Here is a 25935-nt window from a genome sequence, read left to right on the forward strand (position 1 = left end):
GGCGACATGTGGCTAATTCAATTCATTTACCTGACTCATTTTTAAACTGTATTAAAGAAACCTTACCTGCAGGTTTAGATCTCAATGACTTTATCGCAATTTGCCAACAGCCATTGCGCAAGAGCATACGTGTTAACACCCTCAAGATTTCTGTTACAGACTTTTTAGACCGCATTGCCCACTTGCAATGGCAACTCACCCCTATCCCTTGGTGCAGTGAAGGTTTCTGGTTAACCCGTGAAGATGAAAGTATTCCTTTAGGCAATACCGCTGAACATTTGGCGGGCCTGTTTTATATTCAAGAAGCCAGCTCCATGATGCCTGTCACCGCATTGTTTCATTTATGGCAAAGCCAGACTGATGACACCATAGTGCTTGATGCCGCCGCTGCACCGGGATCAAAAACCACACAAATTGCCGCACAGCTTAATAATCAAGGTTTGCTAATCGCTAATGAGTTTTCTTCGAGCCGGGTTAAGGTGTTACATGCCAATTTAGTACGTTGCTCTGCCACTAATGTCGCTCTTACTCACTTTGATGCGCGCGTGTTTGGCACTTGGTTAACGGAAAGTGTTGATGCCGTGCTACTTGATGCGCCCTGCTCCGGTGAAGGGGCCATTCGTAAAGACGAATTTGCCATGAAGAACTGGACCATAGAATCGGTTCATGAAATTGCCCAATGCCAAAAAGAGCTCATTGAAAGTGCATTTTATGCGTTAAAACCCGATGGCGTATTAATTTACTCAACATGCACCTTGAATCGACATGAAAACCAAGGCGTCTGTGAGCATATTCTAGCCACTTTTGGCGATGCGGTTGAGCCACTGCCATTAACCGATTTATTTGACCATGCTCAAGCCGTTGCGACCCCTGAAGGGTATCTACACGTTTGGCCTCAGGTATATGACAGTGAAGGTTTCTTTGTCGCAGGTTTTCGTAAAAAACAATCCGTTGTCCCCACCGAGCAGCAACGCCACCGCGGCAAATTTCCTTTTAGTCCAGCCAGTGCTAAACAAAAAGAAGCGTTATTTAATTACCTAAATCAGCAGTTTGGTATTACATCAGAGCAACTTCCCGGCGACATCTTTAGTCGTGATGCTGAAGTTTGGCTGTTTCCCTGTGCGTTTGCACAAGTGCAAGGCAAGGTCAAATTTGACCGTGTCGGCATTAAACTCGCTGATGTCATCAAAAAGACTTATCGAGTTAGCCACGAGCTAGCCCTTAGTATCGGAGCGTTGGCGACTAAAAATGTGTATGAGTTAACCTCAGAGCAAGCCCGAGAATATTACATGGGACGAGATATTCATCTCGACCAAGTTAACGCAACTAATAAAGGGGAGCTGATTTTACTTTATAAAGGGGCGGCTATCGGCCTAGGCAAATGGGTGGGCGCACGGATCAAAAATAGCTACCCTCGAGATCTAGTAAGAGACAATCATCTGTTCATTGAGTAGCTAAACTAGCGGCTGATTGCTGCATCCTCATGGCTGGTAACGAAATACTTAATAGAAGTGATTCTTATTGACTAAAAACTGGCGACTTGATTTAGCTGATCTAAACTAAAAGTATTCACTTCCCCTAGCTCGGGATAAATGGGAATCCGTCCCGAGCATTTTTTTATCCCCTTGGCCCTATCATTAATCGTTCAGGGTAAGTCACGTTAAAACGTATTGCGATAAAGCGCACCACAAACACCACCAAGAATCCGGTCACGGCAGCTAAATCATAATTTACATCCATGGCCTTGAGGGTCACGTAAAGTATACTGCCCAATAATACCGGTGTGGCGTAGAGCTCTTTAGTTGATAACAAGGTAGTATGGCCGGTCATCACATCGCGCATTACCCCCCCCATGATCGCTGTTATCACCGACATCAGCACGGCCACCGTGGCAGAAAAGCCGACATCTTGAACTTTATCTATGGCTTGAATAGAAAATAACGCTATGCCAAGGCCGTCAAGGTATAACACCCAATGATAACGCTTGCGCATACTAGGCTCGGTAATAAAGGTCACCAAGGAGCCCAGCAAGGCGACCCAAAGGTACGTTTCGTCTACCAACCAAAATACCGGTTGGCCTATCAGTAAATCGCGTAGTGTACCGCCACCTAACGCCGTGATCATCCCGGTTAACAAGACGCTGATAAGATCAACCCGCTTACGACTAGCAGCAAGCACACCCGTGGCGGCAAAGGTAAAAACCGCCGCTAAGCCAAAGAAATACCACATATTTAATCGCTAATTTGCTGGCAGTGCATGGCGAAATAAGGTGAAAAAGTTAGCCGTGGTTTGCTCAGCTAGTTCAGCGGTTGTCACACCTTTAAGCTGAGCGATATATTCCGCCACCGCTCGGGTATATGCCGGCTCATTTTGCTCTCCTCGATAAGGCACAGGTGCTAAATAAGGTGAATCTGTCTCTACTAGTAAGCGATCCAGAGGAATGGCTTTGACCACTTCACGTAGTGCTTCAGCATTCTTAAACGTCACTATGCCTGAAATAGAAATATAAAAGCCCATGGCGATGGCCGCTTGCGCCATTTCAAGAGATTCGGTAAAACAATGCAGCACGCCCGTCACCTCCCCTTGGCCTTCTTCGGATAACAAAGCCAAGGTATCTTCACGCGCATCACGAGTATGGACAATCAAAGGTTTTTGTAATGTCCTTGCAACGCGAATATGACGACGAAAACAGGCTTGTTGTAGATCTTTATCATCGGGAGAATAAAAATAATCAAGTCCTGTTTCACCGACAGCAACAACATTATCTTGCTGACAATAAGCTAATAACTTAGCTTCATCTTGATCTGAATTTTGGTGTAATGGATGAATGCCACATGACAAAAACACATTATCAAAAGGTGCCACCAAGGCCTGTAGCGGCTCAAACTCCGCTAATTCTACCGCGACAGCCAACATATGGGTGACGCCCCGTTGGCGAGCTTTATTAATCACATCCGCGATATCTTGATGTTTGCCTTGATAATCAAGTTTGTCTAAATGGCAATGGGAGTCAACTAGCACCCTTTCCTCCAAATTGGTTTTTTAAATCGATAAAATATTGGCTAAGCAGTAATTCTTTTCTTAAACCGGTATGCACACTGAACTCATTAGTGAGCGTGCTCCAACGGTTAGCCAAATGATAGAGCTGCGTTGTTGGTAGCAAAGCGGCGCAACGTTGCAATAAAGTAAGGTGATGAGCAAACACTAATTGTTCAACGCCAACACCTAAAGCCACCTTTTGAATATCATGGAGTAAATAACTAAACCAACGCATTCGCGTGGTTAAGTCTTTCGCAATGAAATCTGCAAACTGAAAACTATAGCAGGGATCATCTAACAATTGCTGCATGGCATCAGCGATTTGTTCATGCTCATCCGCCTTACCTTGTTGCAACACAGTTAAAATAGCCAGCGGAGCACCTTGGTATAAATGCAAAAGGCCAGAGCTAACATTATTGTAGCCTTGCCCAGCTAACCATGGCCGACAATCAGCAGGCGGCTTTAACAATAACTTTTGACAGCGACTGGTAATGGTGGGCATTAAACGGCCTACACTTTCGCAAATCAAGATAAAAAAGGTGTTATCGCCAGGCTCTTCGAGCGATTTCAACAACGCATTAGCCGAGGATTCATTGAATGATTGAGCATCGTAAAACAGCGCAACTTTGGCTCCGCCCTGCTGCGAACGCTCGGCCAGTTTCGCGTTTAATTGGCGCACCGAATCCACCGTGATCACTCGGTTGTCGGTCTTAATTGGATGAAAATCGGGGTGATTACCCGCCAAAAACAAGGCGCAAGCATGGCAATGACCACAAGGGCCAGCCTGACTGGGCTGCTGACACAATAACTGTTGCGCTAATTGCTGAGCTAACGTGACCTTGCCTAAGCCAGTGATACCACTAATCAATAGAGCATGGTGAAGCTTTTGTTGATCCGCTTGTCGGTAAAGCTGCTGCTGAAGCGACTCAAGCCAAGGATAGCTCACAGTATCTGCTCTCTCACCTGCTCTAATTGCACCAGTATTTGCGAAGATACCTGCGCTAAACTCTGCCCCGCATCTATAGTGTAGGCTTTGCTATCTTGCTCAACCAAGGCAAGATACGCGGCGCGAGTGCGCTCAAAAAAGGCCAAGGCTTGTTGTTCAATCCTATCTAATTCGCCGCGGCTACCAGCACGGGCGAGGCCCAGAGCGGGATCAATATCCATGTATAAGGTGAGATCTGGGTTAAAGTCTGCCAGCACGGCCTGTTTAATCTGTTTGATCAGGTTAAGATCGATGCCCCTGCCGCCACCTTGATAGGCTTGCGACGACAAATCGTGACGATCCCCTATGACATAAGCGCCTCGCGCTAATGCCGGTTTGATCACTTGTTCAACCAGCTGAACCCGCGCGGCATACATGAGTAACAACTCTGCCTTATCACTTAATGGCTCATCCCCTGGCTCTTTCACTAAGGTGCGCATTTTTTCAGCTAAAGGGGTACCACCTGGCTCACGTGTGCAAACGACTTCTTTAACACCGTTGGCCAATAGCCAATTCTTTACGCCTGCAACCGCGCTGCTTTTCCCTGCGCCTTCAAGGCCTTCGATTACAATAAATTTACCAACAGTCATAATGTTACTTTTTTAATATGTATTTTCTGACAGCACGGTTGTGCTCAGCTAAGTTTTTTGAGAAATAATGCTCGCCATTACCTTTACTGACGAAATAATAATACTTGGTATCAGCTGGGTTAAGCGCTGCCCAAATAGCATCTTTACCCGGCATGGCAATCGGCGTAGGTGGCAACCCATCAATCACATAGGTGTTGTATGGCGTTGCTTCGCGTAGATCTTTGCGCCGAATGTTACCATCAAATCTGTCCCCCATACCATAAATCACGGTCGGATCCGTTTGCAGCCGCATATTGGCGTTCAACCGATTGATAAACACGGAGGCAATGGTGGTTCTTTCAGGTGCATGGCCACTTTCTTTCTCAATAATCGACGCTAAGATCAACGCTTCGTAAGGCGATTTCAGTGGCAAGTCTTTGGCTCGTGCTTGCCAAGCCGCTTCCAGCTCAGCTTGTTGTGCCAAATAAGCGCGCTCAATGATTTCATAATCCGTGCTGTGGTATGGAAAAAGGTAAGTTTGAGGTTGCAGATAACCTTCTAACTTGGTTTGCTCTAGGCCTAATTTTTTTGCCAGTGCCACTTCATCGTCCAGCACTCCCGTTAACTTAACGCCTTCAACTTTCTCAATCTGAGCTTTCCATTGTTTAAACGTCATGCCTTCGATCAAGGTAACCTTAAACTGATACGTTTCACCCGCTACGATATGTTGCAAAACCTGCTCTAAACTCCAGCCTGGTTGTAGCAAGTAGGTGCCGCTCTTTAACGGCGTTAACTCAGGATAAATTCGCCCTAGCCAGACAAAATAAGGCGTTGCGGGAATGATTTCCTGTGCAATTAACTGGCTCTCTAATTGGCGAAAGTGGCTGCCACTGGCAACCGTTAATACCGTTTCAGCCTTTACTCTAGGTAAGGTTTTATAGTCTTGCAGTTGTTGCCACAAATACGCCGCTGCAGCCGCGGCCATCAAGCCAAGCAGCAACAAAGCAAAAAATATCTTTTTAATCATCGGTGAGTTCTTTATTGATCATCTCTGTAAGTGAAAAATCACTTAATTGTTTTTGTTTATATTGTTTAATCGGCACTATCCCCATTAGCGCATTGGTGATGAAAATCTCATCGGCATTATCTAGTTCAGCAGCGGGGAATAGACCTAATTCAGAGGCTAGCTCAAGTCGTTCAGCCACTTTCAGCACTTGTTTTCGCATCACCCCTTTTACACCGGCTTGGGATAAGCATGGCGTGTAAAGGGTTGAACCTTTTCGCCAAAACAGGTTTCCCGCACTGGCTTCCACTAAATGGCCGTTAATATCAGTCACAGCAACATCGTCACAATCAAGTCCAGCTAATTCTTGCTTGATCAACACCTGTTCGAGTCGATTTAGGGTTTTATAACCAGCCAGTGCAGGCACAATGCCAAGGGAGAAAACAGCCATGTCTAGGCGAGCGCCTTGTTGCTGCCAAGTCAGATAATGTGCAGGCCAATCGCTAACTTGGACAATACGCGTCGTTTGCCCGCAGCCTTGTGGGCTATAACCTCTGCCACCCGAGCCTCGTGTGATGGTGATTTTAAGACAGCCTAGCTCAACGCCTTGGATCACTTGCTGAACTTCGTTAAAGAGAGTGAGTACACTGGGTAGTTCGATGTCAAAGCGTTTAGCAGCAAGCATTAAACGCTCTAGATGATCGCGCCAATACTCAACTTTGCCTGCAACCACTTTAGCGGTCGTGAAAAATCCATCACCATAGGCTAAACCACGATCATCGCTCGCCAAGGTCTGTTGCTCTACACCGTTTATCAATATCATTCGGGAATAAAAAAGCCTGATACATTCATATCAGGCTTTATACCAGAATTATGGCGCTAAGGCATTAAACGCGTTTGAAAATCAACGAGCCGTTAGTCCCACCAAAACCAAATGAGTTAGAAAGTGCATACTCTAATTCGGCTTTACGCGCCGTACCTACGACATAATCTAGATCGCAACCCTCTGAAGGGTTTTCTAGGTTAATGGTAGGGGGTGCAATTTGGTCACGCAATGCAAGCACGGTAATAATGGCTTCAATAGCCCCGGCTGCACCTAATAAGTGACCGGTCATTGATTTAGTTGAACTTACTAGCAAATTATATGCTGAGTCACCAAACACAGATTTAACGGCTTGAGTTTCAGCGATATCACCAGCAGGTGTAGATGTACCATGTGCATTGATGTAGTTAATTTGGCTAGGCTCAATCTTGGCATCGTCAATGGCATTTTGCATGGCAGCCGCCGCACCTTCACCATCAGCAGGCGGTGACGTCATATGATAAGCATCACCACTCATGCCAAAGCCAACCAACTCTGCATAAATTTTTGCGCCACGGGCAACAGCATGCTCGTACTCTTCCAGTACCATGACACCAGCGCCATCGCCTAAAACAAAACCATCGCGATCTTGATCCCAAGGGCGGCTTGCCTTAGTTGGATCATCGTTACGAGTAGAAAGGGCTTTTGCGGCACCAAAACCACCCATGCCTAATTCGGTAGAGGCTTTTTCCGCACCACCGGCTAACATCACGTCTGCATCACCATATTGGATCATGCGAGCGGCTAAACCAATACAGTGAGAGCCTGTGGTACAAGCGGTAGTCACCGCGATATTTGGGCCTTTCAAACCTTTATTGATTGAAACATGGCCAGAAACCATATTGATGATAGTAGAAGGCACAAAAAACGGGCTGATTTTACGCGGGCCAGAACTTTGTAAGTTCTTGGCATTGGCTTCAATCAAACCTAAACCACCTATACCTGAGCCAATAGCAACACCGATGCGACGAGCGTTCGCTTCGTTCACTTCCAGCTGACTATCTTGTAGTGCTTGCTCTGCTGCAATAACGCCGTATTGGATAAATAAATCCATCTTACGTGCATCTTTGCGGCTCATGTAATCTTCAACGTTTAAGTCGCGGATCAAGCCAGCAAATTTAGTTGAATACGCTTCGGTATCAAAATGGTCAATATTGCTGATACCGCTTTGGCCTGCCAAAAGGGCTTGCCATGAGGCATCAACTGAATTACCGACTGGGGATAGCATTCCCATACCAGTCACAACTACTCTGCGCTTTGACACGTCAAAATCTCCGGATGGTAGATAAAAAAGTAGATAAATAAAAGGCGGTCCAAAGACCGCCCTAAAAATTAATTCTTAGCTAAGCTGCAATTATTCAGCGTTGTTCACTACGTAATCGATAGCTGCTTGAACTGTAGTAATTTTCTCAGCTTCTTCGTCTGGGATCTCTGTGTCGAATTCTTCTTCTAGAGCCATAACAAGTTCAACTGTATCTAGTGAATCTGCGCCTAGATCATCAACGAAAGAAGCTTCGTTTTTAACTTCTTCTTCTTTAACACCAAGTTGCTCAATGATGATCTTCTTTACGCGTTCTTCAATATTACTCATGATCAATTTTTTCCTTTAGAAAATACGCTAATTGCGTTAGTCGCGATAGTGTATTCCATCGCTCGAAAGTTTCAACCCCGAGATGACTGGTCTAACCAATTTTTTCGTGACTTTTATCGAAAAAATGGGCTTAAACCACATCTCGGTAACAATATGGCATCAAACCATATACATCCCGCCGTTAACGTGTAACGTTTCGCCGGTGATATATGCAGCACTGTCAGACGCTAAAAAGCATACAGTTTCCGCAATCTCTTTCGGATCGCCTAAGCGACCCGCTGGTACTTGACTTAAAATACCAGCACGTTGTTCTTCATTTAGCGCCTTGGTCATATCTGTTTCAATAAAACCAGGAGCTATCGCATTCACAGTGATCCCACGTGAAGCAACTTCACGAGCAAGAGACTTAGTAAAACCAATTACGCCCGCTTTAGCAGCTGCGTAGTTAGCTTGTCCCGCATTACCCATGGTACCAACCACCGAGCCGATGCTGATGATGCGACCATTGCGCTTTTTCATCATAGCACGCAAAACCGCCTTACTTAGACGGAAAATCGACGTTAAGTTAGTGTCGATTATATCTTGCCACTCGTCGTCTTTCATGCGCATCATCAAATTATCACGTGTAATACCCGCATTGTTTACCAATACATCGATATCACCATAGGTGGCTTTGATATCAGCAAAAAGTTGTTCAATAGAACCCGCATCGGTGACGTTTAATACCAAACCTTTGCCGTTATCACCTAAGTATTCACTGATCGCGGCCGCACCACTTTCACTGGTTGCGGTACCCACAACGGTAGCACCTTTAGCAACAAAACTCTCAGCAACAGCGCGACCAATACCTCGACTCGCACCTGTTACTAGAACGATTTTGCCTTCAAAGTTCATGTTTTATTCCTCATTGCTTGCTGCTAGGGCTTGTTCTAAGCCAGCAACATCATTTATCGCTTGTGCAGCGATGGTTTTATTAATTCGTTTTACTAAGCCTGACAATACTTTGCCTGGACCTGCTTCGATTTCAAGCGTCACGCCCATCTCTGCCATGGCTTCAACCACTTCGGTCCAACGTACTGGCATATATAGTTGACGCACTAACGCATCTTTAATAGCTGCAGGATCAGTTTCTTGAGCCACATCGACATTATTAATGACTGGGATGACAGGAGTATTAAAGTTTAGCGCTGTCAATGCTTTTGCTAATTCATCAGCGGCAGGCTTCATTAACGCACAGTGAGATGGCACGCTAACCGGTAATGGCAATACGCGTTTAGCGCCTGCTTCTTTACACAATGCACCCGCGCGCTCTACCGCGGCTTTGTTACCCGCAATAACAACCTGACCTGGTGAGTTAAAATTCACCGGCGATACCACTTCTGCTTCTGCCGCTTGCGCACAAGCATCCGCAATGGCTTGATCTTCAAGACCAATAACCGCTGCCATCGCTCCCACACCTTCTGGTACAGCTTGTTGCATTAACTGACCACGAAGTTCGACAAGTTTAATGGCATCTTTAAAATCGATCACGCCGGCACACACTAGCGCAGAATATTCACCCAAACTGTGGCCAGCCATGACGGCAGGCGCAGCGCCACCTTGTTCTTGCCAAACACGCCAAATTGCGACAGAGGATGCCAACAAAGCGGGTTGGGTTTTAAATGTTTTATTTAGCTCTTCTGCTGGCCCTTGTTGAACCAACTGCCATAAGTCATAGCCAAGCACTTCGCTGGCTTCGGCAAAGGTTGCCGCAACCGTTGAGTACTTCTCAGCTAGCTCAGCTAACATACCGACGGCTTGAGAGCCTTGACCTGGAAAGGCCAATGTAAATGTTGTCATCTTCTTTCCTTACTACATTCGAATCAGTGCAGAGCCCCAGGCGAAACCACCGCCAAAAGCTTCTAATAGAACAAGATCACCCGCTTTAATTCGACCATCACGCACCCCTTCATCTAATGCAATAGGCACAGAAGCAGCGGAAGTATTACCATGTTTTTCAAGGGTTAAAATCACTTGCTCAAGCGGCATATTTAGTTTCTTTGCCGTTGCATTAATAATGCGGTAGTTGGCCTGATGCGGCACTAACCAATCTAGCTCTGATTTATCAATATTATTTGCGGCTAAGGTTTGGGTAACCAGCTCACTAAGCTTAGTGACAGCCACTTTAAAGACATCATTGCCTTTCATAAACATATAAGATTCAAGTTCGCTGCCCGACATACCGCGTTTCGGGTTAGGCAGCTTTAATAACTCACCAAAACGACCATCGGCGTTAATCTGAGTTGAAAGGATACCTTGCTGTTCACTGGCTTGAACAACCGCAGCGCCTGCGCCATCACCAAATAAAATGATGGTGCCGCGATCATCGGGATCACAAGTATGAGATAGCGCATCCGCGCCAATCACCATGATGGTTTTATACATACCACTGCGAATAAAGTTATCGGCAACACTCAATGCATAAGTAAAGCCAGCACAAGCCGCCCCTAAATCAAACGCAGGTACATCGGTTAAACCCAGTAAGGCTTGAACTTCACACGCCGCCGCTGGGAAAGCATTGTTGGCAGACGTGGTGGCCAAAATAATTAAATCTAACTCGGCAGCCTCAGTGTTTGCGGCCTCTAGCGCATTCTCGGCAGCTCTAAAGGCCATATAAGAGACGGTTTCTTCCTGGTTGGCGATACGGCGCTCTTTAATACCAGTTCGAGCTGTGATCCACTCGTCGCTAGTATCAACCATTTTTTCTAAATCTTCGTTAGTGCGAACAGCTGTTGGCAAATAACTTCCGGTTCCAATAATTTTTGTATACATAAGGAGTTACGAATCTCTTTCTAGTAGTACTGCTTCTAATTTATCCGTTATTTGCGCAGGGACTTGTCGCTCTACTTCCTTGACTGCGGCTTTGATCGCATTTAGAAAAGCTTGGCTTTGTGCACTGCCATGGCTTTTAATCACTATGCCACGCAAACCTATTAAACTTGCCCCGTTGTATAAATCTGGATTTAAGTGAGCCAATTGTGGCTTCAGTGAAGGCTTTAATAAATAACCCAAACAACGGGTAAACCAATTGTGATTTATACTTGAAATGAGCTGTTGTTTAAAGAGTTTTGCTAAACCTTCGCTGGTTTTTAGGGTGATATTGCCGACAAAACCATCAGCCACTATGACATCAGCCTTACCTGTGAACAAATCATGACCTTCGATAAAGCCTGCATAATTCACTTGTGAGCAATTAGCCAGCAATTGAGCAGCCCGTTTTACTTGGTCATTTCCTTTGATTTCTTCTTCACCAACATTAAGCAGTGCAACCTTGGGATGGTTTTGCCCTTCTACTTTCTCGGCAAGCACTGAGCCCATTAAGGCAAATTGAAATAGCGTATCTGCCTCACAGCTTACATTTGCGCCTATGTCGAGCAAATAAGTATGACTGCCTTTGATATTTGGCATTGCTGTGATTAACGCAGGTCTATCTATGCCCGGTAAGGACTTCAAGATCATCTTAGATAGGGCCATCAAAGCCCCCGTATTGCCGCCACTTACACAGGCTTGGGCTTCCCCAGCTTGAACCAAGTTAAGAGCAACGCGCATTGAAGAATCTTTTAAACCACGCAGAGCTTGCAATGGTTTGTCATTCATACCTATGGTTTCACTGGCATGAACAAATCGAAATCGGGGATGACAATCTAATTGATTTTGCTTAATAAACGGCATGACATCGACCGTTAAGCCAACCAATATTATATGCAAATGAGGGAAAAGATTGAGTGCCTGCTGGACTGCAGGCACCGAGACCTGGGGGCCGAAGTCGCCCCCCATGGCATCTAGCGCGATCGTAAGATCGTGCAATGCAGAAAACCTTACAGGTTAACTACTTTTTGGCCACGGTAGTAACCATCAGCAGTTACGTGGTGACGTAGGTGTAGTTCACCTGAAGTTGCATCTACAGAAAGTTGTGTAGCTACAAGTGCATCATGTGAACGACGCATACCGCGCTTAGAACGAGATTTTTTGCTCTTTTGAACAGCCATGGCTGACTCCTTACTTACTTTTGCGTTTTAGAGATTCTAAAACTGCAAATGGGTTAACGCGCTCTTCTTCTACGATTTCACCAAACGAGGTGTCAAAATCTTTGATGCCACACTCAGCCACATCATGCATTGCAATCAATGGTAAGTTAACAATCAATTCATCTTCCACAAGCTGATGAAGGTTTATTTCACCCTCTTCATCCCGTTCAATAACGTCGTAAGCGCTAGGTAAATCGGTATCCTCTGCGCCTTGGCGCACAGGGGTGTATAAAAATTCGGCTTTACAAGTATACTGAAATGCGTCTGAGCACCTCTGACACTCAAGCATTACGTCTACTTCAGCAGTCCCTTTAATAATTGGTAGCCTCTGCAGATCGAAATCGAAACTCAAGTTTGTTTCAATATCTTTGCAAATCCCTTTGGTTAACTCTGCCAATCTACTCATGTTAGCAGCTGGGACGATCCCTTGGATATCCAACCGTTTTTGAGCAGCGCGTACAGGGTCAACGCTAATTTGAATCTTAAGTCTTTGCATAAGGCGCGCATGATATAGATTCAGGGTATTAGAGTCAAAGGAAAAACCTATTTTTTCCACTTAAACTCGCTTTCTCTTGCTCGCAAAAATACAATAGCCTAAATCTGCTCACTTGAATGAAACTAAAATGAATAAAAAAATAGTCTTAGCATCAACTTCGCCATACCGTAAGGCTTTACTTGAAAAGCTCAATCTCACCTTTACCACCGCTAAGCCAGAAACCGATGAAACAGCGTTAGCGGATGAATCAGCAATCGAACTCGTCGAGCGTTTGGCCATTGCTAAAGCGCAAGCAATCGCCAGCAAAACCCCTGAAGCCTTAGTTATCGGCTCAGATCAAGTCTGCTTTAATGGCACACAAATTTTGGGCAAACCGGGTACACATGACAATGCCGTCGCTCAACTTAAAGCCGCAAGTGGTAAAAAAGTTACCTTTTATACCGGCTTAGCACTGATTAACAGTGATACGGGTGAAATCAGCTCCCTGGTCGAACCTTACACGGTGCACTTTCGTGAACTGACAGAGCAAATGATTGAGAATTACATTCGCTTAGAGCAGCCTTTAGACTGTGCGGGTAGCTTTAAAAGTGAAGGATTGGGCATTAGCTTATTTAGTCGCTTGGAAGGACGCGATCCTAATAGCCTGATTGGCTTGCCGCTGATTTCATTGATTGAGATGCTGGAAAAGCAAGGTGTGAATGTCATTTAACCCATATAGCCCCTCGCCCACTTATGGGCGAGGCGTGCCTTAAAGGCTTAAGCGCGCTGTAAGTTTTCCAATACCGCCACTAATTCTGGGCTGAGAGGTGCCTTTACCGACATATCCTGCTCTAGGCCGGGGTGATAAAAATCAAGCTCTGCCGCATGTAAGAATAAACGACCTAACCCATGCTGTTTCATTTTTTCAGCAAACACCTCATCACCGTATTTATCATCTCCTGCAATGGGGTGACCATTGCAAGCACTATGAACGCGAATTTGATGGGTTCGACCCGTTACTGGACTGGCTTCCACCAAAGTACAATCTTGATAGCGTTGTAAAATTTTAAAGCGCGTTTCACTTGCCTTACCTTCAGGGTGCACCTGCACAATGGATTGTTCAGCCTTTTTCAATAATGGCTCCCGCACCACCCGAATAGATTTAGGCCAAGCACCTTGCACTAACGCTTGGTAACGTTTGCGCATGGTTTTAATCCGCAGCTGCTCGTGTAAATGGCGTAAAGCGCTGCGCTTTTTAGCGATCAGCAAGCAACCAGAGGTATCCCTATCAATACGATGAACTAACTCAAGAAAGCGACATTGCGGTCTTAAGGCTCTAAGTCCTTCAATAACCCCAAAACTCAGGCCACTGCCACCGTGAACGGCCAAGCCTGATGGTTTATTTAATACAATTAACCAATCATCCTCGTGCAAGATCTGTGATTCTAAAGCGGCCACCTTATTCAGCTTAACCGAAGGCGGCGCATCGGGCTCTGCAACACGCAGTGGAGGCACTCTAACTTGATCGCCACACTGTAATTTGTACTCAGGCTTAACCCGTTTTTTATTTACCCGAACTTCGCCTTTACGCACAATGCGATAGACAAGGCTTTTCGGCACCCCTTTTAAACGGGCGATTAAATAGTTATCGATGCGCTGCCCTTGATATTCTTGGTCAATATCGAGGAACTGCACTTGTTTATATAATTCATTCATGGGCGCATTCTACCAGAAGCGCAGCGTAAGCAAATAAAAATTATGCCTTGCTATTTTTCCATATAAAGTGGGATAATCAGCAGGTTTTTCCCGCCAGAACGGTAAAAAGCAAAACACAATCAAGCAGACTGAACTAATTTTAAGTCGTAATAAAGCAGCTGCTAGTACGTCACATTCCGAGCAAAAAATAGAGCCTGCTAGGTAAATACTGCGTAAAACCACCATAAAATAGTAAAAAGGTTTTACTCACAGCCGAAACAGCGCCCCATGCATTCCAGCCGTGAGGCTGCATTCATGCTAAAGACCCGGGGTCAAGCAGCAGCAGGATGTGACGCGTTAAAACACCGAATTATATAGAGTAAAAAATGAAGAGAATGTTAATTAACGCAACTCAAGCAGAAGAGTTGCGTGTCGCCCTTGTTGATGGGCAAACCCTGTACGACCTAGATATTGAAAGCCCTGGCCACGACCAAAAGAAAGCAAACATTTACAAAGGTAAAATAACCCGTATTGAGCCAAGTTTAGAAGCTGCTTTCGTCGACTATGGAGCAGAACGCCATGGCTTCCTTCCTCTTAAAGAAATCGCAAAAAACTACTTCCCGAAAGATTACTCATTTAAAGGCCGCCCGAACATTCGTGAGGTTTTAAAAGAGAATCAAGAAGTTATCATTCAAATTGATAAAGAAGAACGCGGTAATAAAGGCGCAGCATTAACCACTTTCATCAGCCTTGCAGGCTCATATTTAGTGTTAATGCCAAACAACCCTCGCGCTGGCGGTATTTCTCGCCGTATCGAAGGTGATGAACGCACCCAATTAAAAGAAGCATTAAGCAACATTACCCTACCCGATGGTATGGGTCTCATCGTTCGTACCGCTGGCGTAGGTAAGTCAGCCGAAGAGCTTGAGCACGACTTGAAAATGTTGATCAACCACTGGTCACACATTACCGAAGAAGCCGACAAACGCAACGCCCCTTGTTTATTGCACCGCGAATCTAACGTCATCGTGCGTGCTATTCGTGACTATTTACGTCGTGATATTGGCGAGATCCTAATCGACCACGCGAAGACCTACGAACTGGCCAAACAGCATATCGCTATGGTACGACCAGACTTTCTAAGCCGAGTAAAACTCTATCAATTAGAGTCTCCGATGTTTACTCACTACCAAGTAGAAAGCCAAATTCAATCTGCGTTTCAACGTGAAGTTCGCTTACCTTCTGGTGGCTCAATTGTTATCGATCCTACCGAAGCGCTAACCTCTATCGATATTAACTCAGCCCGCTCAACCCGCGGTGGCGATATCGAAGAAACGGCATTAAACACTAACCTAGAAGCAGCCGATGAAATCGCGCGCCAACTACGTTTGCGTGACTTGGGTGGCTTAGTGGTCATTGACTTTATCGACATGTCGCCAGTGCGCCACCAACGTGAAGTTGAAAACCGCATGCGTGATGCCGTCCGCCAAGACCGCGCACGAGTACAGCTAGGGCGCATCTCTCGTTTTGGCTTAATGGAAATGTCGCGCCAGCGCTTACGTCCTTCACTAGGTGAATCAGCATCGCATGTTTGTCCACGCTGTAATGGCCAAGGCACAATCCGTGACAATGAATCTTTAGCATTGTCTATTTTGCGCTTAATCGAAGAAGAAGCCATTAAGGAAAACACCCAGCAAATTCAGGCTATGGTGCCTGTCCCAGTTGCAGCTTACCTGCTTAACGAAAAACGTCGCGCTGTTGCTAAAATTGAAAAGCGCCACAATGTTGAAGCTTACATCATTCCAAACGAAAACTTGCAATCACCGCATTTTGAAGTTTCTCGCTTGCGCAAAAATGACGAAGTTGAACCTATTGATTATGAAAGCTTAGAGCGCACTGCCGAAGTTTATCAGCCTGGTCAAATCAGCACCCAACGTGCTACCGAAGAGCCTGCAGTGCATGGTTTTATTACCGAAGCAACACAAGCCGCCCCACAGGTAACAACGCCAGCGGCAACCCAAGTTGCTAAGCCTAAAGCACCTTCTTTATTAGGTCGCCTATTCGACGCTATCGGCCGTTTCTTCGCCCCTTCTGCTACTGAAGCTGAAGCGCCAGAGCCAGAAGAAAAACCAAAGAAAGCTCGTCGTAACACCAAAGACAATCGCCGTCGTAATAATCGCCGTGGTGATAACAGTGACCGCAATGATCGTAACGACCATTCAGAGCGCAGCACCAGTGAGCGTCCAGAGCGTAGTGAACGACCAAAACGCCGCCCAAGAGCGAAAGCGGAAGCCGTCGAGCAAGACAACAAACCAACGCAAGCTAAGGTTGAGCGCCAAGAGAAGCCAAATCGTAAGCGCCAAGAGCAAGCTGATAACCAAAACAAAGAACAAGTTGTGGCAGAGCGCCGTCAGCGTCGTAACATGCGTAAAAAAGTGCGTGTTAAGCAAGATGACGTTGCAGAGCAAGGCGTTGAACTGGCCGCAGTAGCGCAGCAAGAAACCTCAGCTGAAAACAACGTGGTCGCCCCCGTTGAAAAAGTGCAGGTTGAAGCGACCGAGAAAAAACCGCGTCGTAAACCCGCTAAGAAAAAGCCGGTTGAAGAAAACCTGAACCAAGAAACTGCCCCAGCAGCAGAGCAAGAGCCAGCGGAAAAAGCTGTCGATGCACCGACACCTAAGGCAACAGAAGAGCAACCAGCGCAAGCTGCTGTCAGTTCACCTGAGCCAAGCCAACAAACCCAGCTAGAAGTGGCGGATAATACAGCGCAGTCGCAGCTAGATACGCCCGATGACTCAAATGCTGAGCCAGAAGAAGAAGGTAGACGCTCTCGTCGCATGCCAAGACATTTACGCACTGGTAGCTATCGTCGTAAGCGTTTCAGCGATCAACGAAATCAAGATAACAAAGCCGATGCTGAGCCTGAAGCTGGAACTGATGACGCCGTTGTTTCACGCTACCCTGATGAGTCGACTGCGACATCAACCGTTGAAGCCGTTACGCACGCTGCTGCTGAAGCTGATGCTGAACCTGTTGCTGAATCGGTCGATGGAACAGTTAGTAAACCAGCACCAGAGTCGATTGCCGAGCAGGTTAACAACTCAATCAGCGACAATGCGCAAGCTGAAACAATCGCAGCTAAAGTCGAAGTAGAAGCGCAGCCTTCACAAGCTTCGGTTACTACACCAAGCGCTAAACCAAGCGCAGTGATAAGCGAAAGCCCTGAAGACTCGACGAAGCCTAGTGAGCTCACTGAGCCGAGTGCAACTGCACCGAGTCAAGCCGAGGTTATCGCTAAGCCAACCTCTACTGAAGCTACGCCTTCAGAGGCCGTTGAGTCAGACGCTGACGTTGTTGCAAAAGAGTCGTCAAGCGTAGCTAAAGTGCTGGTGCCGAAAGGCCATGCCACCGCAGCCATGACCAAGCCCAATTTTGCCCCTTCAAACACGCCTAAAGTGCAAACCAGAATTGCAACTGAGCGTGCCTTGATCAGCAAATCAGCTAAACAGGCAGGCAGCTTACATGCCACCAGCAGTGCAAGCAGCGACATGAGCAGACCAGCACAATCATAATTGTGTTAGGTTTTATGCTTAACAAAAGGACCGCCTTGGCGGTCTTTTTTCATCTATAAGCCAGCATTAACTGATTGTCACCCCAAGCCGATTTTATGGCTAGAATAGTCCTTAAAGGAATAAGAAGTTAACCCATGTTTGAGTTTCCCAAATTTACCAAAGTCAGCGTAAAAAATGACGTCTTATCGGGCCTTACCGTGGCCCTCGCTTTAGTCCCTGAAGCGGTTGCCTTTGCCTTTGTAGCAGGGGTTGAGCCGATGATTGGCCTCTATGCCGCATTTATGGTCGGTTTAATTACTGCGGTATTTGGTGGTCGCCCCGGTATGATTTCCGGTGCAACCGGAGCCATGGCGGTGGTAATGGTATCCCTCGTTGCAACTCATGGCGTGCAATACTTATTTGCCGCGGTGTTGCTGACCGGCCTGATCCAAATTTTGGCAGGCCTATTTCGCCTCGGTAAGTTTATCCGCATTGTGCCGCACTCGGTGATGATAGGCTTTGTTAACGGCCTAGCGATCGTTATCTTTCTGGCCCAATTTGGCCAGTTCAAAGAAAAGGTCGGCGTGGATGAGCTGGGTAATAATATTTACCAATGGTTACCCGCAGATCAGCTTACCATCATGGGGGGATTGATCTTATTAACCATGGCCATTATTCACTTTTTGCCTAAGCTAACCACGGCCGTGCCTTCGTCTCTGGTTGCCATCGCGACTGTGACGTTGCTTGCCATTGGTTTAGATCTTGATACCCGCAATGTACAAGATTACTTGGTTAACATGACCGGTGACATCAATGCGACCGTGCAAGGCTCACTGCCCAGTTTTGCCCTGCCTGACGTGCCTTTCTCTTGGGAAACGCTGCAAATCATATTGCCCTACTCTTTGATCTTAGCGGCCGTTGGCTTAATTGAATCGTTATTGACCCTGACTGTGATTGACGAAATGACCGAAAGTCATGGTAACAGCAACAAAGAGTGTGTGGCGCAAGGTGTTGCCAATATGACCAATGGCGTTTTTGGTGGCATGGGTGGCTGCGCCATGATTGGCCAGTCCATGATCAACATTAACTCGGGCGGGCGCGGTCGCTTATCTGGTATCACCGCAGCCCTTGGTTTACTGGCGTTTATCTTATTTGCTTCTAGTATCATCGAAGTGGTACCACTGGCTGCCTTGGTTGGGGTGATGTTTATTGTGGTACTGGGCACCTTTGAATGGGCTTCGTTTAAAGTCATGCGCAAAGTGCCAAAACACGACGCCTTTGTTATTGTGTTAGTGACCGTGGTAACCGTGTTTACCGACTTAGCAGTCGCGGTATTTGTTGGCGTTATCGTTTCGGCTCTGGTATTTGCATGGCAACATGCGAAACACATTTATGCTGATAGCAGCCAGCCCGATGCTGAGCACAAGATTTACCAACTTCACGGCCCGCTATTCTTTGGCTCAGTAAGCCACTTTCTTGCATTGTTTGATGTAAAAAATGATCCTAAAGATGTGATCATTGATTTTGCGGGTTCGCGTGTGGTTGACCATTCAGCACTTGAAGCCATAGATACTTTGGCCGAACGCTATATCAACCAAGGTAAAACCTTGCACTTGAAACATCTCAGCCCTGAATGTAGACAGTTGTTGACTCGTGCAGGCGACTTGGTGGAAGTGAATTTAATTGAAGATCCTAACTACAAGGTAATGACAGATAGCCTAGGCTAATCGCCTATTCAAGGACTTGGCTCGCTGTTTACCAACAGTAGAGCCAAGCGCCTAATATCACTTGTTTGCTTTTGCTCTTTGTTTACGCTGATAAATACTAAGTAACTTATCTAACTCATTGGCAAAATTCATTTTGTCACGATTATCTAATGGCGCAGGCCCACCAGATTGTACGCCACTGGCTCTTAATGTATCCATAAAGTCACGAATATTCAGTCGCTGGCGAATATTTTCTTTGGTCAACACCTCGCCTCTTGGGCTTAGCACTTGTGCACCTTTAGTGATCACTTCATCGGCCAGAGGAATATCACTGGTGATCACAATATCGCCCGACTCACAGCGTTGCACTATCTCTTGATCGGCAACATCAAACCCCGAAGCAACCCGTAAACTGTGCAAGTAAGGTGAAGGCGGTACCGGCATCGCCGCATTCGCCACTAAGGTAGTATGTACTTCTACGCGCTGCGCTGCGCGAAACAAGATTTCTTTAATCACGACCGGACAAGCATCGGCATCAACCCAAATATTCATATTTTTCCTTTTCGCTAGTTTCAGTTTAGATATCAAACTGATACCTCTTAAATAATCGCCATGATTTAGCACAACAAGCGGATCAGTTTAATTGTTCTGAAACAGCCTTAGTTCACATTAAAAGCTATTGTAAATATATGGTTATCCGTCACAATGAAAAATGCCGTTTTAAATATCTACCACATAGAGTTCACAGCCATGCCATTTCAACGCCCCTTATACATCCCCTTTGCAGGTCCTGCGTTATTGGAAACCTCATTGCTCAATAAAGGCAGTGCATTTTCCCAAGAAGAGCGCGACAGTTTCAACTTAACCGGTCTATTACCGCATAATATTGAAACCATTGAAGAGCAAGCCGCACGATGTTATCAGCAATTTACCTCGTTCAAAACCGATCTTGATAAGCATATTTACTTACGCAATATTCAAGATACCAACGAAACCCTATTTCATCGCTTGATCAACGACCATTTAGAAGAAATCATGCCGTTGATTTATACCCCTACCGTTGGCTTGGCCTGTCAGAAATTCTCTAAAATTTACCGTCGTAAACGCGGCCTTTTTGTCTCCTATCCCGAGCGAGACAAGATTGACGACATGTTACAAAACGCCACCAAACAGAATGTTAAAGTCATAGTCGTCACCGATGGCGAGCGTATTTTAGGCTTAGGAGACCAAGGCATTGGCGGCATGGGGATCCCCATAGGTAAGCTTGCCTTATACACCGCCTGTGGTGGTATCAGCCCCGCGTACTGCTTGCCTATCGTACTTGATGTCGGCACCAATAATACCCAATTACTTAACGATCCCATGTATATGGGCTGGCGTAACCCACGTATCACAGGTGAGCAATACGCTGAGTTTGTCGATGAATTTATTCAAGCCGTGAAACGTCGCTGGCCAGATGTCTTATTGCAATTTGAAGACTTTGCCCAAGCCAATGCCACGCCGCTATTGCAAAAATACCGCGATCAACTTTGCTGTTTTAACGATGATATCCAAGGCACCGCCGCAGTGTCTGTCGGCACCTTAATTGCTGCATGTCAGAACAAAGGCGAAAAGCTCAGCGATCAACGCGTTGCTTTTCTTGGCGCAGGCTCAGCCGGTTGTGGTATCGCCGAGCATATCGTTAAACAAATGCAGCGTGAAGGCTTAACCGAGCAGCAAGCAAGACAACGCGTATTTATGGTTGATCGTTATGGCTTATTGACCGACGACATGCCGAATTTACAGCCATTCCAACAAGCACTGGTACAAGCCAAAGCCGACGTAGCGCAATGGGGTCTACCCGATCCACTCGGCTTACAACAAGTGGTTGAACAGGCGAAAATAACCGTGCTAATTGGCGTCAGTGGCCAACCGGGCTTATTTACCCAAGCCATTATCGAACAGCTGGCCAGCAATACCGCGCAACCTATCGTATTACCTCTGTCGAACCCGACATCACGAGTTGAAGGTACGCCAGCTGATATTATCCATTGGAGCCAAGGTAAAGCTATTGTCGCCACTGGCAGCCCGTTCGCTCCGGTGAGCTATAACGACAAAATCATTGAAATATCCCAATGTAACAACAGTTATATTTTCCCAGGGATCGGGCTGGGTGTATTAGCCGTATCGGCGAAATCCATTAGCGATAACATGTTGATGGCGGCCAGCCAAGCCCTTGCTGATGCTTCAATGGCCTATCAAAATGATGAGAATGGCCTGCTGCCTCCCCTTTCGGAGATCCAAACTGTCAGCAAGCAAATAGCCAAAGCGGTAGCGCTGCAAGCTATCAATGATGGCCTTGCCCTGCCGGTGGCCGAAGAAGTGCTGGATCAGGAGCTGATAAACCAATTCTGGCATCCTGTCTATCGCAAATACCGCCGTACTTCCTTCTAAGCATGCCTGTGCCACGTGATCCTGTTACGTGGCACTTCGCTGCAGGCTATCACTTAATAGCATCACTTGGGTGGCGAATGCCATCAACTATCTTAACCGGCTCTAACTCATAGGGGTTCACCCCCTCTAAACAGGCAACATTAATCGCAAATTGATGCGGGTTTGAACGGCGCTGATGATGGGTATAAATGCCACAGGTTTTACAAAAATAGTGCTTTGCTGTCATGGTATTAAATTGATACAGCGTCAGATTATCTTGCCCCTTCACTATTTTTAAGTTTTCAAGCAGCACCGAGGCCGCAATCGCGCCACGTTTACGACACATAGAGCACGAACAGCGGCGCGGATCTTCTATGCCATTAGGTAACGTCAGCTCAAGCTCAACCGCACCACAATGACAGCTGGCTTTGTGGATCCTATTAATTTCCATTCTTCGCTCCGAGATATTGTTTAGGTAGGGATAATAAAGTAACTCTGATTACCAACATGATCTATCAAGTGAGATCTGAGGTAATAGTTGCTAGCTTAAAGCCGCAGCCTGTCTTTACCGAACAGGCCACGATTTAAGATACTGAAAAGGTTAAGAGGCAACCTTTTGCAAAATCACGTCACTGGCTTGCTCTATCAAATCGATGACCAGTTCAAAACCACCTTTACCGCCATAGTAGGGGTCGGGGATTTCGGTTTCTTTTTGTTCACCGTAGTGTAAAAACAATGCCAGCTTGTCTTGATATTGCGCTGGGGCTATCGCCTTTAAATCACGCAGGTTTTGCTTGTCGGCGGCTAAGATCAGATCGAATTTTACAAAATCATCTGCCCTGACCTTACGTGAGTAAATGCCTGAAAAATCATACCCCCTCGCCTCACCGGCGGCCATGGAGCGGTCATCGGGTTGCTCGCCCGCATGAGCCGCGATAGTGCCTGCGGAATCCACTTCAATGTTAAGCCCTAGGGCTTGTGCCTTTTGCCTTAACACCGCATGAGCTGTAGGCGAGCGACAAATATTGCCTAAGCAGACAACGAGTATTTTCATGTTAACCTCATCTACTATTGGGGTTAATTAAATAAGCCTTTAATGGGCAACTTCTTCAGTAGCTCTTTAGTGCCTTCATCTTTGATTTTGCTATCTATTTGCTCATCCAGCTTTTCTTTTAACTTGTCGCCATGCTGTTGCATTTCTTGTTTCAATAAGGCTTCCATATCTATGGTGTAGGTAGGTGCTTGCCAAGTTCCAGCAATTTTCAGAGGTACGTTAAAGCCTTTTAGCTCGTCGGCGCTCTTACCGCCTTGGCCTTTTAAACTTCCCACCACCGCAACATCGACAGCAAAGTCTAAGGTTTCTTTGACTAAACTGCTTTGTCCCTTACCTGCAATGCGCAAGGCTGGTGAATCCATATGAATATCTTGGGTTTTTGCTACCCCATTGGCAATTTGAAAAGTGCCAGTAAGGGCAGTGAAGTCGGTCTTTTTCTCCGCCACTTGCTCGGATGACTCCCCTTTTAATTGCGCCTTAGCTTGGCGCACCATTTGCGCAATGTTAGTGCCATGTAGCGCCCCATCCGCGAACTTCAATCCTGCCGTACCAGCCAGTGATTGACGAATTTGAGCATCGCTTAAGCCCTTACCCGTTAAGTTGAGCTGTGCATTCATGCTACCCGATAACTTATCCAGATCAGCTAATGCCGTTAACAAGGGTCTAACCTGCACGCCGGTCAGGGTTTGCTTGATAGTAAAGCTTGGCTGTTTAGTCTGGCCATTTAAACTTAACTGACCTGCCAGTTTACCCTGATACAAATTGGCTTGGATCCCAGTCAATGAAGCTTGACCTTTGCCAACAGAGGCTTTCATTTGCACATTTTCAATCAACACCTTATCCAGTTTTACTTGGTTTACTTTGATATCGCCTTGTAGGTCGACGCTGGATAGCGCACTTAAGTCTGGAGCGGGTTGATTGGCTGCGGCATCAGCAGGTGCATCTGTAGCGGCTTGCTGGGTACTCGATTCGTTTTGTTTTGCGCCATTGAGCTGTGCTTGCAGTGCATTAATATCAAGTAATGCCGTGCTTAGATTAAATCTGATCACCGGGATCTTGCTTTGCTTAAGAGATAAACCACCGGTAAAGGTATGATCTAACGCACGTAACTCAACATCCTTAAGCTCAGCGAATTTTGCCGCCACTTGATAAACCGCGTTAGCCGCTAATTGCACGGTTTGCTCGCCATTTGGCACACTGTCACCGGCTAGCTCAAGCTTGAGTTTGAGGCCATTAAGGGCGAATTGATTAAAATCCGGACTAATCTCAACGGCAAATTCACCTTGGCTACGAGCAACCAGTCCTTGTGCCATGTAGTCGGCCGATAAGGTAGCCGGAATTGGTTTAGCTAATGCCAGCTCATCTAAGGTGAAGTTAATATTAGATATTTGTTGCTGCTGGCCGGTCTGCTCATTAATGATGGCAATCTGGCCATTGTCAATACTGATGCCTGCAATGCTAATGGCATATTCACTCGCTTGCTTAGATGATTTCGGCTGTTCGGTTTCTTGTTGTGTAGGCGTTGATGAATTAGCCCCGTGTTTGGCCATGGCTTGGGTTAATTCATCAAGATTCGTTTTACCGGCGCTGTTGGTGATTAAGTTTAAGCTTAAGCCCGATAGTGTCACTTGGCCCACTTCAATTTTCTTGTCAAACAGAGGTTTAACGGCCAAATCCATGCTCGCACCACTAAACTCAACTAAGTTTGTCTGGCTGTAACCGGTGGGATTTCGCAGTTCCGTTTTACCTAAGGTAAAACCCAAGCGAGGAAAAAACTGCCAATTCAGATCGCCAGAAATGACCAGCTCAGCGCCAGTTTTACTTTTTACTTGTTCTGCAACCAAGGCTTTTATTTTATCGGTATCGATCATTGAAGTGATAATAACCACTCCGATAACGAGCAAGAGCAGCAGAGCCAAACCGGCGTATAACAGTTTTTTCATGGATATTCCTCTGTTTAATTCAAGTAATGCCCAGCTCCTAAGGTAATGTCAGGTAAAAATTGATTTAGGCTGCTAGGCTAATTTTTTAAAAATTGGCGAATACGGGCAGTTAGAACGTCAATTGCAATGATATTTTTACCGCCTCTAGGAACAATAATATCAGCATATTGTTTTGATGGTTCAATGAATTGCAAAAACATGGGACGAACGGTTGCTTGATATTGCTTTAACACTGACTCCATTGAACGACCACGCTCTTCAACATCACGTTTTAATCGTCTTACGAGACAAATGTCCAAAGGGGTGTCCATAAACACACTGGTGTGCATTTGCTCGCGCAGCTCAGGCACATTTAATAATAAGATGCCTTCTAGGATGATGACTTTTTTGGGCTTAAACTCGGTTGTTTCCGCCATGCGCGTATGTTCTGTATAGGAATATTGAGGCAGTTGTACTACTTGACCAGCTTTTAGCGCCTTTAAATGCTCAACTAACAGTTCATGCTCCATGGCGTTGGGGTGATCGTAATTGGTTAATACGCGCTGCTCCATCGGCAAATGGCTTTGATCACGATAATACCTGTCCTCGGAGATCACCCCAATTTCGTCTGAGCTAAAATCTTTTCTTAATTTACGGTAAATCGATTGCGCGATCAGGCTTTTACCAGAGGCAGATGCACCAGCAATGGCAATAATAACAGCTTGGTTTGGTTCAGTAGACATAGTTGCTCAGAATTAAATAATGTTGTAATTACCCAATATTATATACCCAATCAACCTGGAGATGCTCGCTTTCAGCAAGAGTTTACAGGCGTTTAGGCAAGGCATTGATTGCAGGTAATGGCTTTCCCCTTATCAAAATCAATAACGCGGCATAAACGCCTGTAAAACTTGCCCTTCGGGAGCGCCACCGTGTTTACACTACGTTGTTACGCTAATTTAGAAGGTGCCTACATTCCTGCATTAGCGTGCCTAGTATTGAAA

At 46.0% G+C, this 25935-nt stretch carries 25 protein-coding genes; 5 read left to right on the plus strand and 20 right to left on the minus strand.

The genetic code is table 11. The features are described 5' to 3' along the window. The first annotated feature begins 8 nt into the window (after positions 1-8). Positions 9-1454, plus strand: coding sequence for a 16S rRNA (cytosine(1407)-C(5))-methyltransferase RsmF (gene rsmF, locus ACK8OT_RS08710; protein WP_410196117.1), 1446 nt, complete (start codon positions 9-11; stop codon positions 1452-1454). A gap of 163 nt (positions 1455-1617) precedes the next feature. Here rsmF and ACK8OT_RS08715 read toward each other — a convergent pair whose 3' ends face one another. From ACK8OT_RS08715 to yceD, 14 genes are all read right to left on the minus strand, one after another. Next, complete coding sequence (locus ACK8OT_RS08715; protein WP_410196118.1) at positions 1618-2229, minus strand: trimeric intracellular cation channel family protein; 612 nt, start codon at positions 2227-2229, stop codon at positions 1618-1620. A gap of 9 nt (positions 2230-2238) precedes the next feature. Next, complete coding sequence (locus ACK8OT_RS08720; RefSeq protein WP_410196119.1) at positions 2239-3021, minus strand: TatD family hydrolase; 783 nt, start codon at positions 3019-3021, stop codon at positions 2239-2241. After that, positions 3011-3985 (minus strand): DNA polymerase III subunit delta', encoded by a 975-nt coding sequence (holB, locus tag ACK8OT_RS08725; protein WP_410196120.1) that lies wholly within the window; start codon positions 3983-3985, stop codon positions 3011-3013. Before holB ends, ACK8OT_RS08720 begins: the two co-directional genes overlap by 11 nt. Beyond that, positions 3982-4614: a dTMP kinase gene (gene tmk / locus ACK8OT_RS08730; RefSeq protein WP_410196121.1), complete on the minus strand. Its 633-nt coding sequence runs from the start codon at positions 4612-4614 to the stop codon at positions 3982-3984. Before tmk ends, holB begins: the two co-directional genes overlap by 4 nt. A 4-nt stretch (positions 4615-4618) precedes the next feature. Then, positions 4619-5620, minus strand: coding sequence for an endolytic transglycosylase MltG (gene mltG / locus ACK8OT_RS08735; RefSeq protein ID WP_410196122.1), 1002 nt, complete (start codon positions 5618-5620; stop codon positions 4619-4621). Further along, the gene (pabC, locus tag ACK8OT_RS08740) at positions 5613-6419 is read right to left on the minus strand and encodes an aminodeoxychorismate lyase (protein WP_410196123.1); all 807 of its coding nucleotides are present in this window, start codon (positions 6417-6419) and stop codon (positions 5613-5615) included. The genes mltG and pabC overlap by 8 nt, the downstream gene beginning before the upstream one ends. A gap of 64 nt (positions 6420-6483) precedes the next feature. Further along, positions 6484-7722: a beta-ketoacyl-ACP synthase II gene (gene fabF, locus ACK8OT_RS08745; RefSeq protein ID WP_410196124.1), complete on the minus strand. Its 1239-nt coding sequence runs from the start codon at positions 7720-7722 to the stop codon at positions 6484-6486. 90 nt (positions 7723-7812) lie between these two features. Beyond that, positions 7813-8049, minus strand: coding sequence for an acyl carrier protein (gene acpP, locus ACK8OT_RS08750; protein ID WP_233070095.1), 237 nt, complete (start codon positions 8047-8049; stop codon positions 7813-7815). A gap of 159 nt (positions 8050-8208) precedes the next feature. Next, positions 8209-8943: a 3-oxoacyl-ACP reductase FabG gene (gene fabG, locus ACK8OT_RS08755; RefSeq protein WP_410196125.1), complete on the minus strand. Its 735-nt coding sequence runs from the start codon at positions 8941-8943 to the stop codon at positions 8209-8211. 3 nt (positions 8944-8946) lie between these two features. Further along, the gene (gene fabD / locus ACK8OT_RS08760; protein ID WP_410196126.1) at positions 8947-9888 is read right to left on the minus strand and encodes an ACP S-malonyltransferase; all 942 of its coding nucleotides are present in this window, start codon (positions 9886-9888) and stop codon (positions 8947-8949) included. A 12-nt stretch (positions 9889-9900) separates the two neighbouring features. Further along, positions 9901-10860 (minus strand): beta-ketoacyl-ACP synthase III, encoded by a 960-nt coding sequence (locus ACK8OT_RS08765; RefSeq protein ID WP_410196127.1) that lies wholly within the window; start codon positions 10858-10860, stop codon positions 9901-9903. 6 nt (positions 10861-10866) lie between these two features. Beyond that, the gene (gene plsX, locus ACK8OT_RS08770; RefSeq protein WP_410196128.1) at positions 10867-11895 is read right to left on the minus strand and encodes a phosphate acyltransferase PlsX; all 1029 of its coding nucleotides are present in this window, start codon (positions 11893-11895) and stop codon (positions 10867-10869) included. A gap of 11 nt (positions 11896-11906) precedes the next feature. Continuing rightward, on the minus strand, positions 11907-12077 hold the full coding sequence (gene rpmF / locus ACK8OT_RS08775; RefSeq protein ID WP_410196129.1) for a 50S ribosomal protein L32: 171 nt from the start codon (positions 12075-12077) through the stop codon (positions 11907-11909). Between the two features lie 10 nt (positions 12078-12087). Next, positions 12088-12672 (minus strand): 23S rRNA accumulation protein YceD, encoded by a 585-nt coding sequence (yceD, locus tag ACK8OT_RS08780; RefSeq protein ID WP_410196130.1) that lies wholly within the window; start codon positions 12670-12672, stop codon positions 12088-12090. Positions 12673-12739: 67 nt separating this feature from the next. On the opposite strand from yceD, the gene ACK8OT_RS08785 reads away from it, so the two are divergent. Further along, positions 12740-13321 (plus strand): Maf family protein, encoded by a 582-nt coding sequence (locus ACK8OT_RS08785; protein WP_410196131.1) that lies wholly within the window; start codon positions 12740-12742, stop codon positions 13319-13321. Between the two features lie 47 nt (positions 13322-13368). Here the strand turns inward: ACK8OT_RS08785 and rluC are convergent, their stop codons facing one another. After that, on the minus strand, positions 13369-14307 hold the full coding sequence (gene rluC / locus ACK8OT_RS08790; protein ID WP_410196132.1) for a 23S rRNA pseudouridine(955/2504/2580) synthase RluC: 939 nt from the start codon (positions 14305-14307) through the stop codon (positions 13369-13371). 365 nt (positions 14308-14672) lie between these two features. Here rluC and rne point away from each other — a divergent pair, with 365 nt between their 5' ends. Continuing rightward, positions 14673-17858 carry a ribonuclease E gene (gene rne / locus ACK8OT_RS08795; RefSeq protein WP_410196133.1) on the plus strand — a complete coding sequence of 1062 codons (3186 nt, stop codon included), beginning with the start codon at positions 14673-14675 and terminating at the stop codon, positions 17856-17858. 134 nt (positions 17859-17992) lie between these two features. Further along, entirely contained in the window at positions 17993-19564 is a 1572-nt protein-coding gene (locus ACK8OT_RS08800) for a SulP family inorganic anion transporter (protein WP_410196134.1), read from the plus strand. A gap of 57 nt (positions 19565-19621) precedes the next feature. Here the strand turns inward: ACK8OT_RS08800 and ACK8OT_RS08805 are convergent, their stop codons facing one another. Next, on the minus strand, positions 19622-20095 hold the full coding sequence (locus ACK8OT_RS08805) for a YaiI/YqxD family protein (protein ID WP_410196135.1): 474 nt from the start codon (positions 20093-20095) through the stop codon (positions 19622-19624). Between the two features lie 198 nt (positions 20096-20293). On the opposite strand from ACK8OT_RS08805, the gene ACK8OT_RS08810 reads away from it, so the two are divergent. After that, positions 20294-21976 (plus strand): NAD-dependent malic enzyme, encoded by a 1683-nt coding sequence (locus tag ACK8OT_RS08810; RefSeq protein ID WP_410196222.1) that lies wholly within the window; start codon positions 20294-20296, stop codon positions 21974-21976. A 49-nt stretch (positions 21977-22025) separates the two neighbouring features. Here the strand turns inward: ACK8OT_RS08810 and ACK8OT_RS08815 are convergent, their stop codons facing one another. The 4 genes from ACK8OT_RS08815 to udk all read right to left on the minus strand — a co-directional run bounded on the left by ACK8OT_RS08815 (position 22026) and on the right by udk (position 25674). Beyond that, complete coding sequence (locus ACK8OT_RS08815; RefSeq protein WP_410196136.1) at positions 22026-22406, minus strand: GFA family protein; 381 nt, start codon at positions 22404-22406, stop codon at positions 22026-22028. 150 nt (positions 22407-22556) lie between these two features. Then, positions 22557-23009 (minus strand): low molecular weight protein-tyrosine-phosphatase, encoded by a 453-nt coding sequence (locus ACK8OT_RS08820; RefSeq protein ID WP_410196137.1) that lies wholly within the window; start codon positions 23007-23009, stop codon positions 22557-22559. A gap of 23 nt (positions 23010-23032) precedes the next feature. Continuing rightward, entirely contained in the window at positions 23033-24952 is a 1920-nt protein-coding gene (locus ACK8OT_RS08825) for an AsmA family protein (protein WP_410196138.1), read from the minus strand. 77 nt (positions 24953-25029) lie between these two features. After that, entirely contained in the window at positions 25030-25674 is a 645-nt protein-coding gene (gene udk / locus ACK8OT_RS08830) for a uridine kinase (RefSeq protein ID WP_410196139.1), read from the minus strand. Between the last annotated feature and the right edge of the window lie 261 nt (positions 25675-25935).

This window comes from Motilimonas thetidivivens, assembly GCF_046452435.1.
In the GTDB taxonomy this organism is placed as follows: Bacteria; Pseudomonadota; Gammaproteobacteria; order Enterobacterales; family CBDFNC01; genus Motilimonas.

Coding starts and splice junctions, on each gene's coding strand:
- ACK8OT_RS08715 (WP_410196118.1), bottom strand. CDS start 2,229: ATGTGGTATTTCTTTGGCTTAGCGGCGGTTTTTACCTTTGCCGCCACG.
- tmk (WP_410196121.1), bottom strand. CDS start 4,614: ATGACTGTTGGTAAATTTATTGTAATCGAAGGCCTTGAAGGCGCAGGG.
- mltG (WP_410196122.1), bottom strand. CDS start 5,620: ATGATTAAAAAGATATTTTTTGCTTTGTTGCTGCTTGGCTTGATGGCC.
- pabC (WP_410196123.1), bottom strand. CDS start 6,419: ATGATATTGATAAACGGTGTAGAGCAACAGACCTTGGCGAGCGATGAT.
- acpP (WP_233070095.1), bottom strand. CDS start 8,049: ATGAGTAATATTGAAGAACGCGTAAAGAAGATCATCATTGAGCAACTT.
- fabG (WP_410196125.1), bottom strand. CDS start 8,943: ATGAACTTTGAAGGCAAAATCGTTCTAGTAACAGGTGCGAGTCGAGGT.
- fabD (WP_410196126.1), bottom strand. CDS start 9,888: ATGACAACATTTACATTGGCCTTTCCAGGTCAAGGCTCTCAAGCCGTC.
- ACK8OT_RS08765 (WP_410196127.1), bottom strand. CDS start 10,860: ATGTATACAAAAATTATTGGAACCGGAAGTTATTTGCCAACAGCTGTT.
- rpmF (WP_410196129.1), bottom strand. CDS start 12,077: ATGGCTGTTCAAAAGAGCAAAAAATCTCGTTCTAAGCGCGGTATGCGT.
- ACK8OT_RS08785 (WP_410196131.1), top strand. CDS start 12,740: ATGAATAAAAAAATAGTCTTAGCATCAACTTCGCCATACCGTAAGGCT.
- rluC (WP_410196132.1), bottom strand. CDS start 14,307: ATGAATGAATTATATAAACAAGTGCAGTTCCTCGATATTGACCAAGAA.
- rne (WP_410196133.1), top strand. CDS start 14,673: ATGAAGAGAATGTTAATTAACGCAACTCAAGCAGAAGAGTTGCGTGTC.
- ACK8OT_RS08800 (WP_410196134.1), top strand. CDS start 17,993: ATGTTTGAGTTTCCCAAATTTACCAAAGTCAGCGTAAAAAATGACGTC.
- ACK8OT_RS08805 (WP_410196135.1), bottom strand. CDS start 20,095: ATGAATATTTGGGTTGATGCCGATGCTTGTCCGGTCGTGATTAAAGAA.
- ACK8OT_RS08810 (WP_410196222.1), top strand. CDS start 20,294: ATGCCATTTCAACGCCCCTTATACATCCCCTTTGCAGGTCCTGCGTTA.
- ACK8OT_RS08815 (WP_410196136.1), bottom strand. CDS start 22,406: ATGGAAATTAATAGGATCCACAAAGCCAGCTGTCATTGTGGTGCGGTT.
- ACK8OT_RS08820 (WP_410196137.1), bottom strand. CDS start 23,009: ATGAAAATACTCGTTGTCTGCTTAGGCAATATTTGTCGCTCGCCTACA.
- ACK8OT_RS08825 (WP_410196138.1), bottom strand. CDS start 24,952: ATGAAAAAACTGTTATACGCCGGTTTGGCTCTGCTGCTCTTGCTCGTT.
- udk (WP_410196139.1), bottom strand. CDS start 25,674: ATGTCTACTGAACCAAACCAAGCTGTTATTATTGCCATTGCTGGTGCA.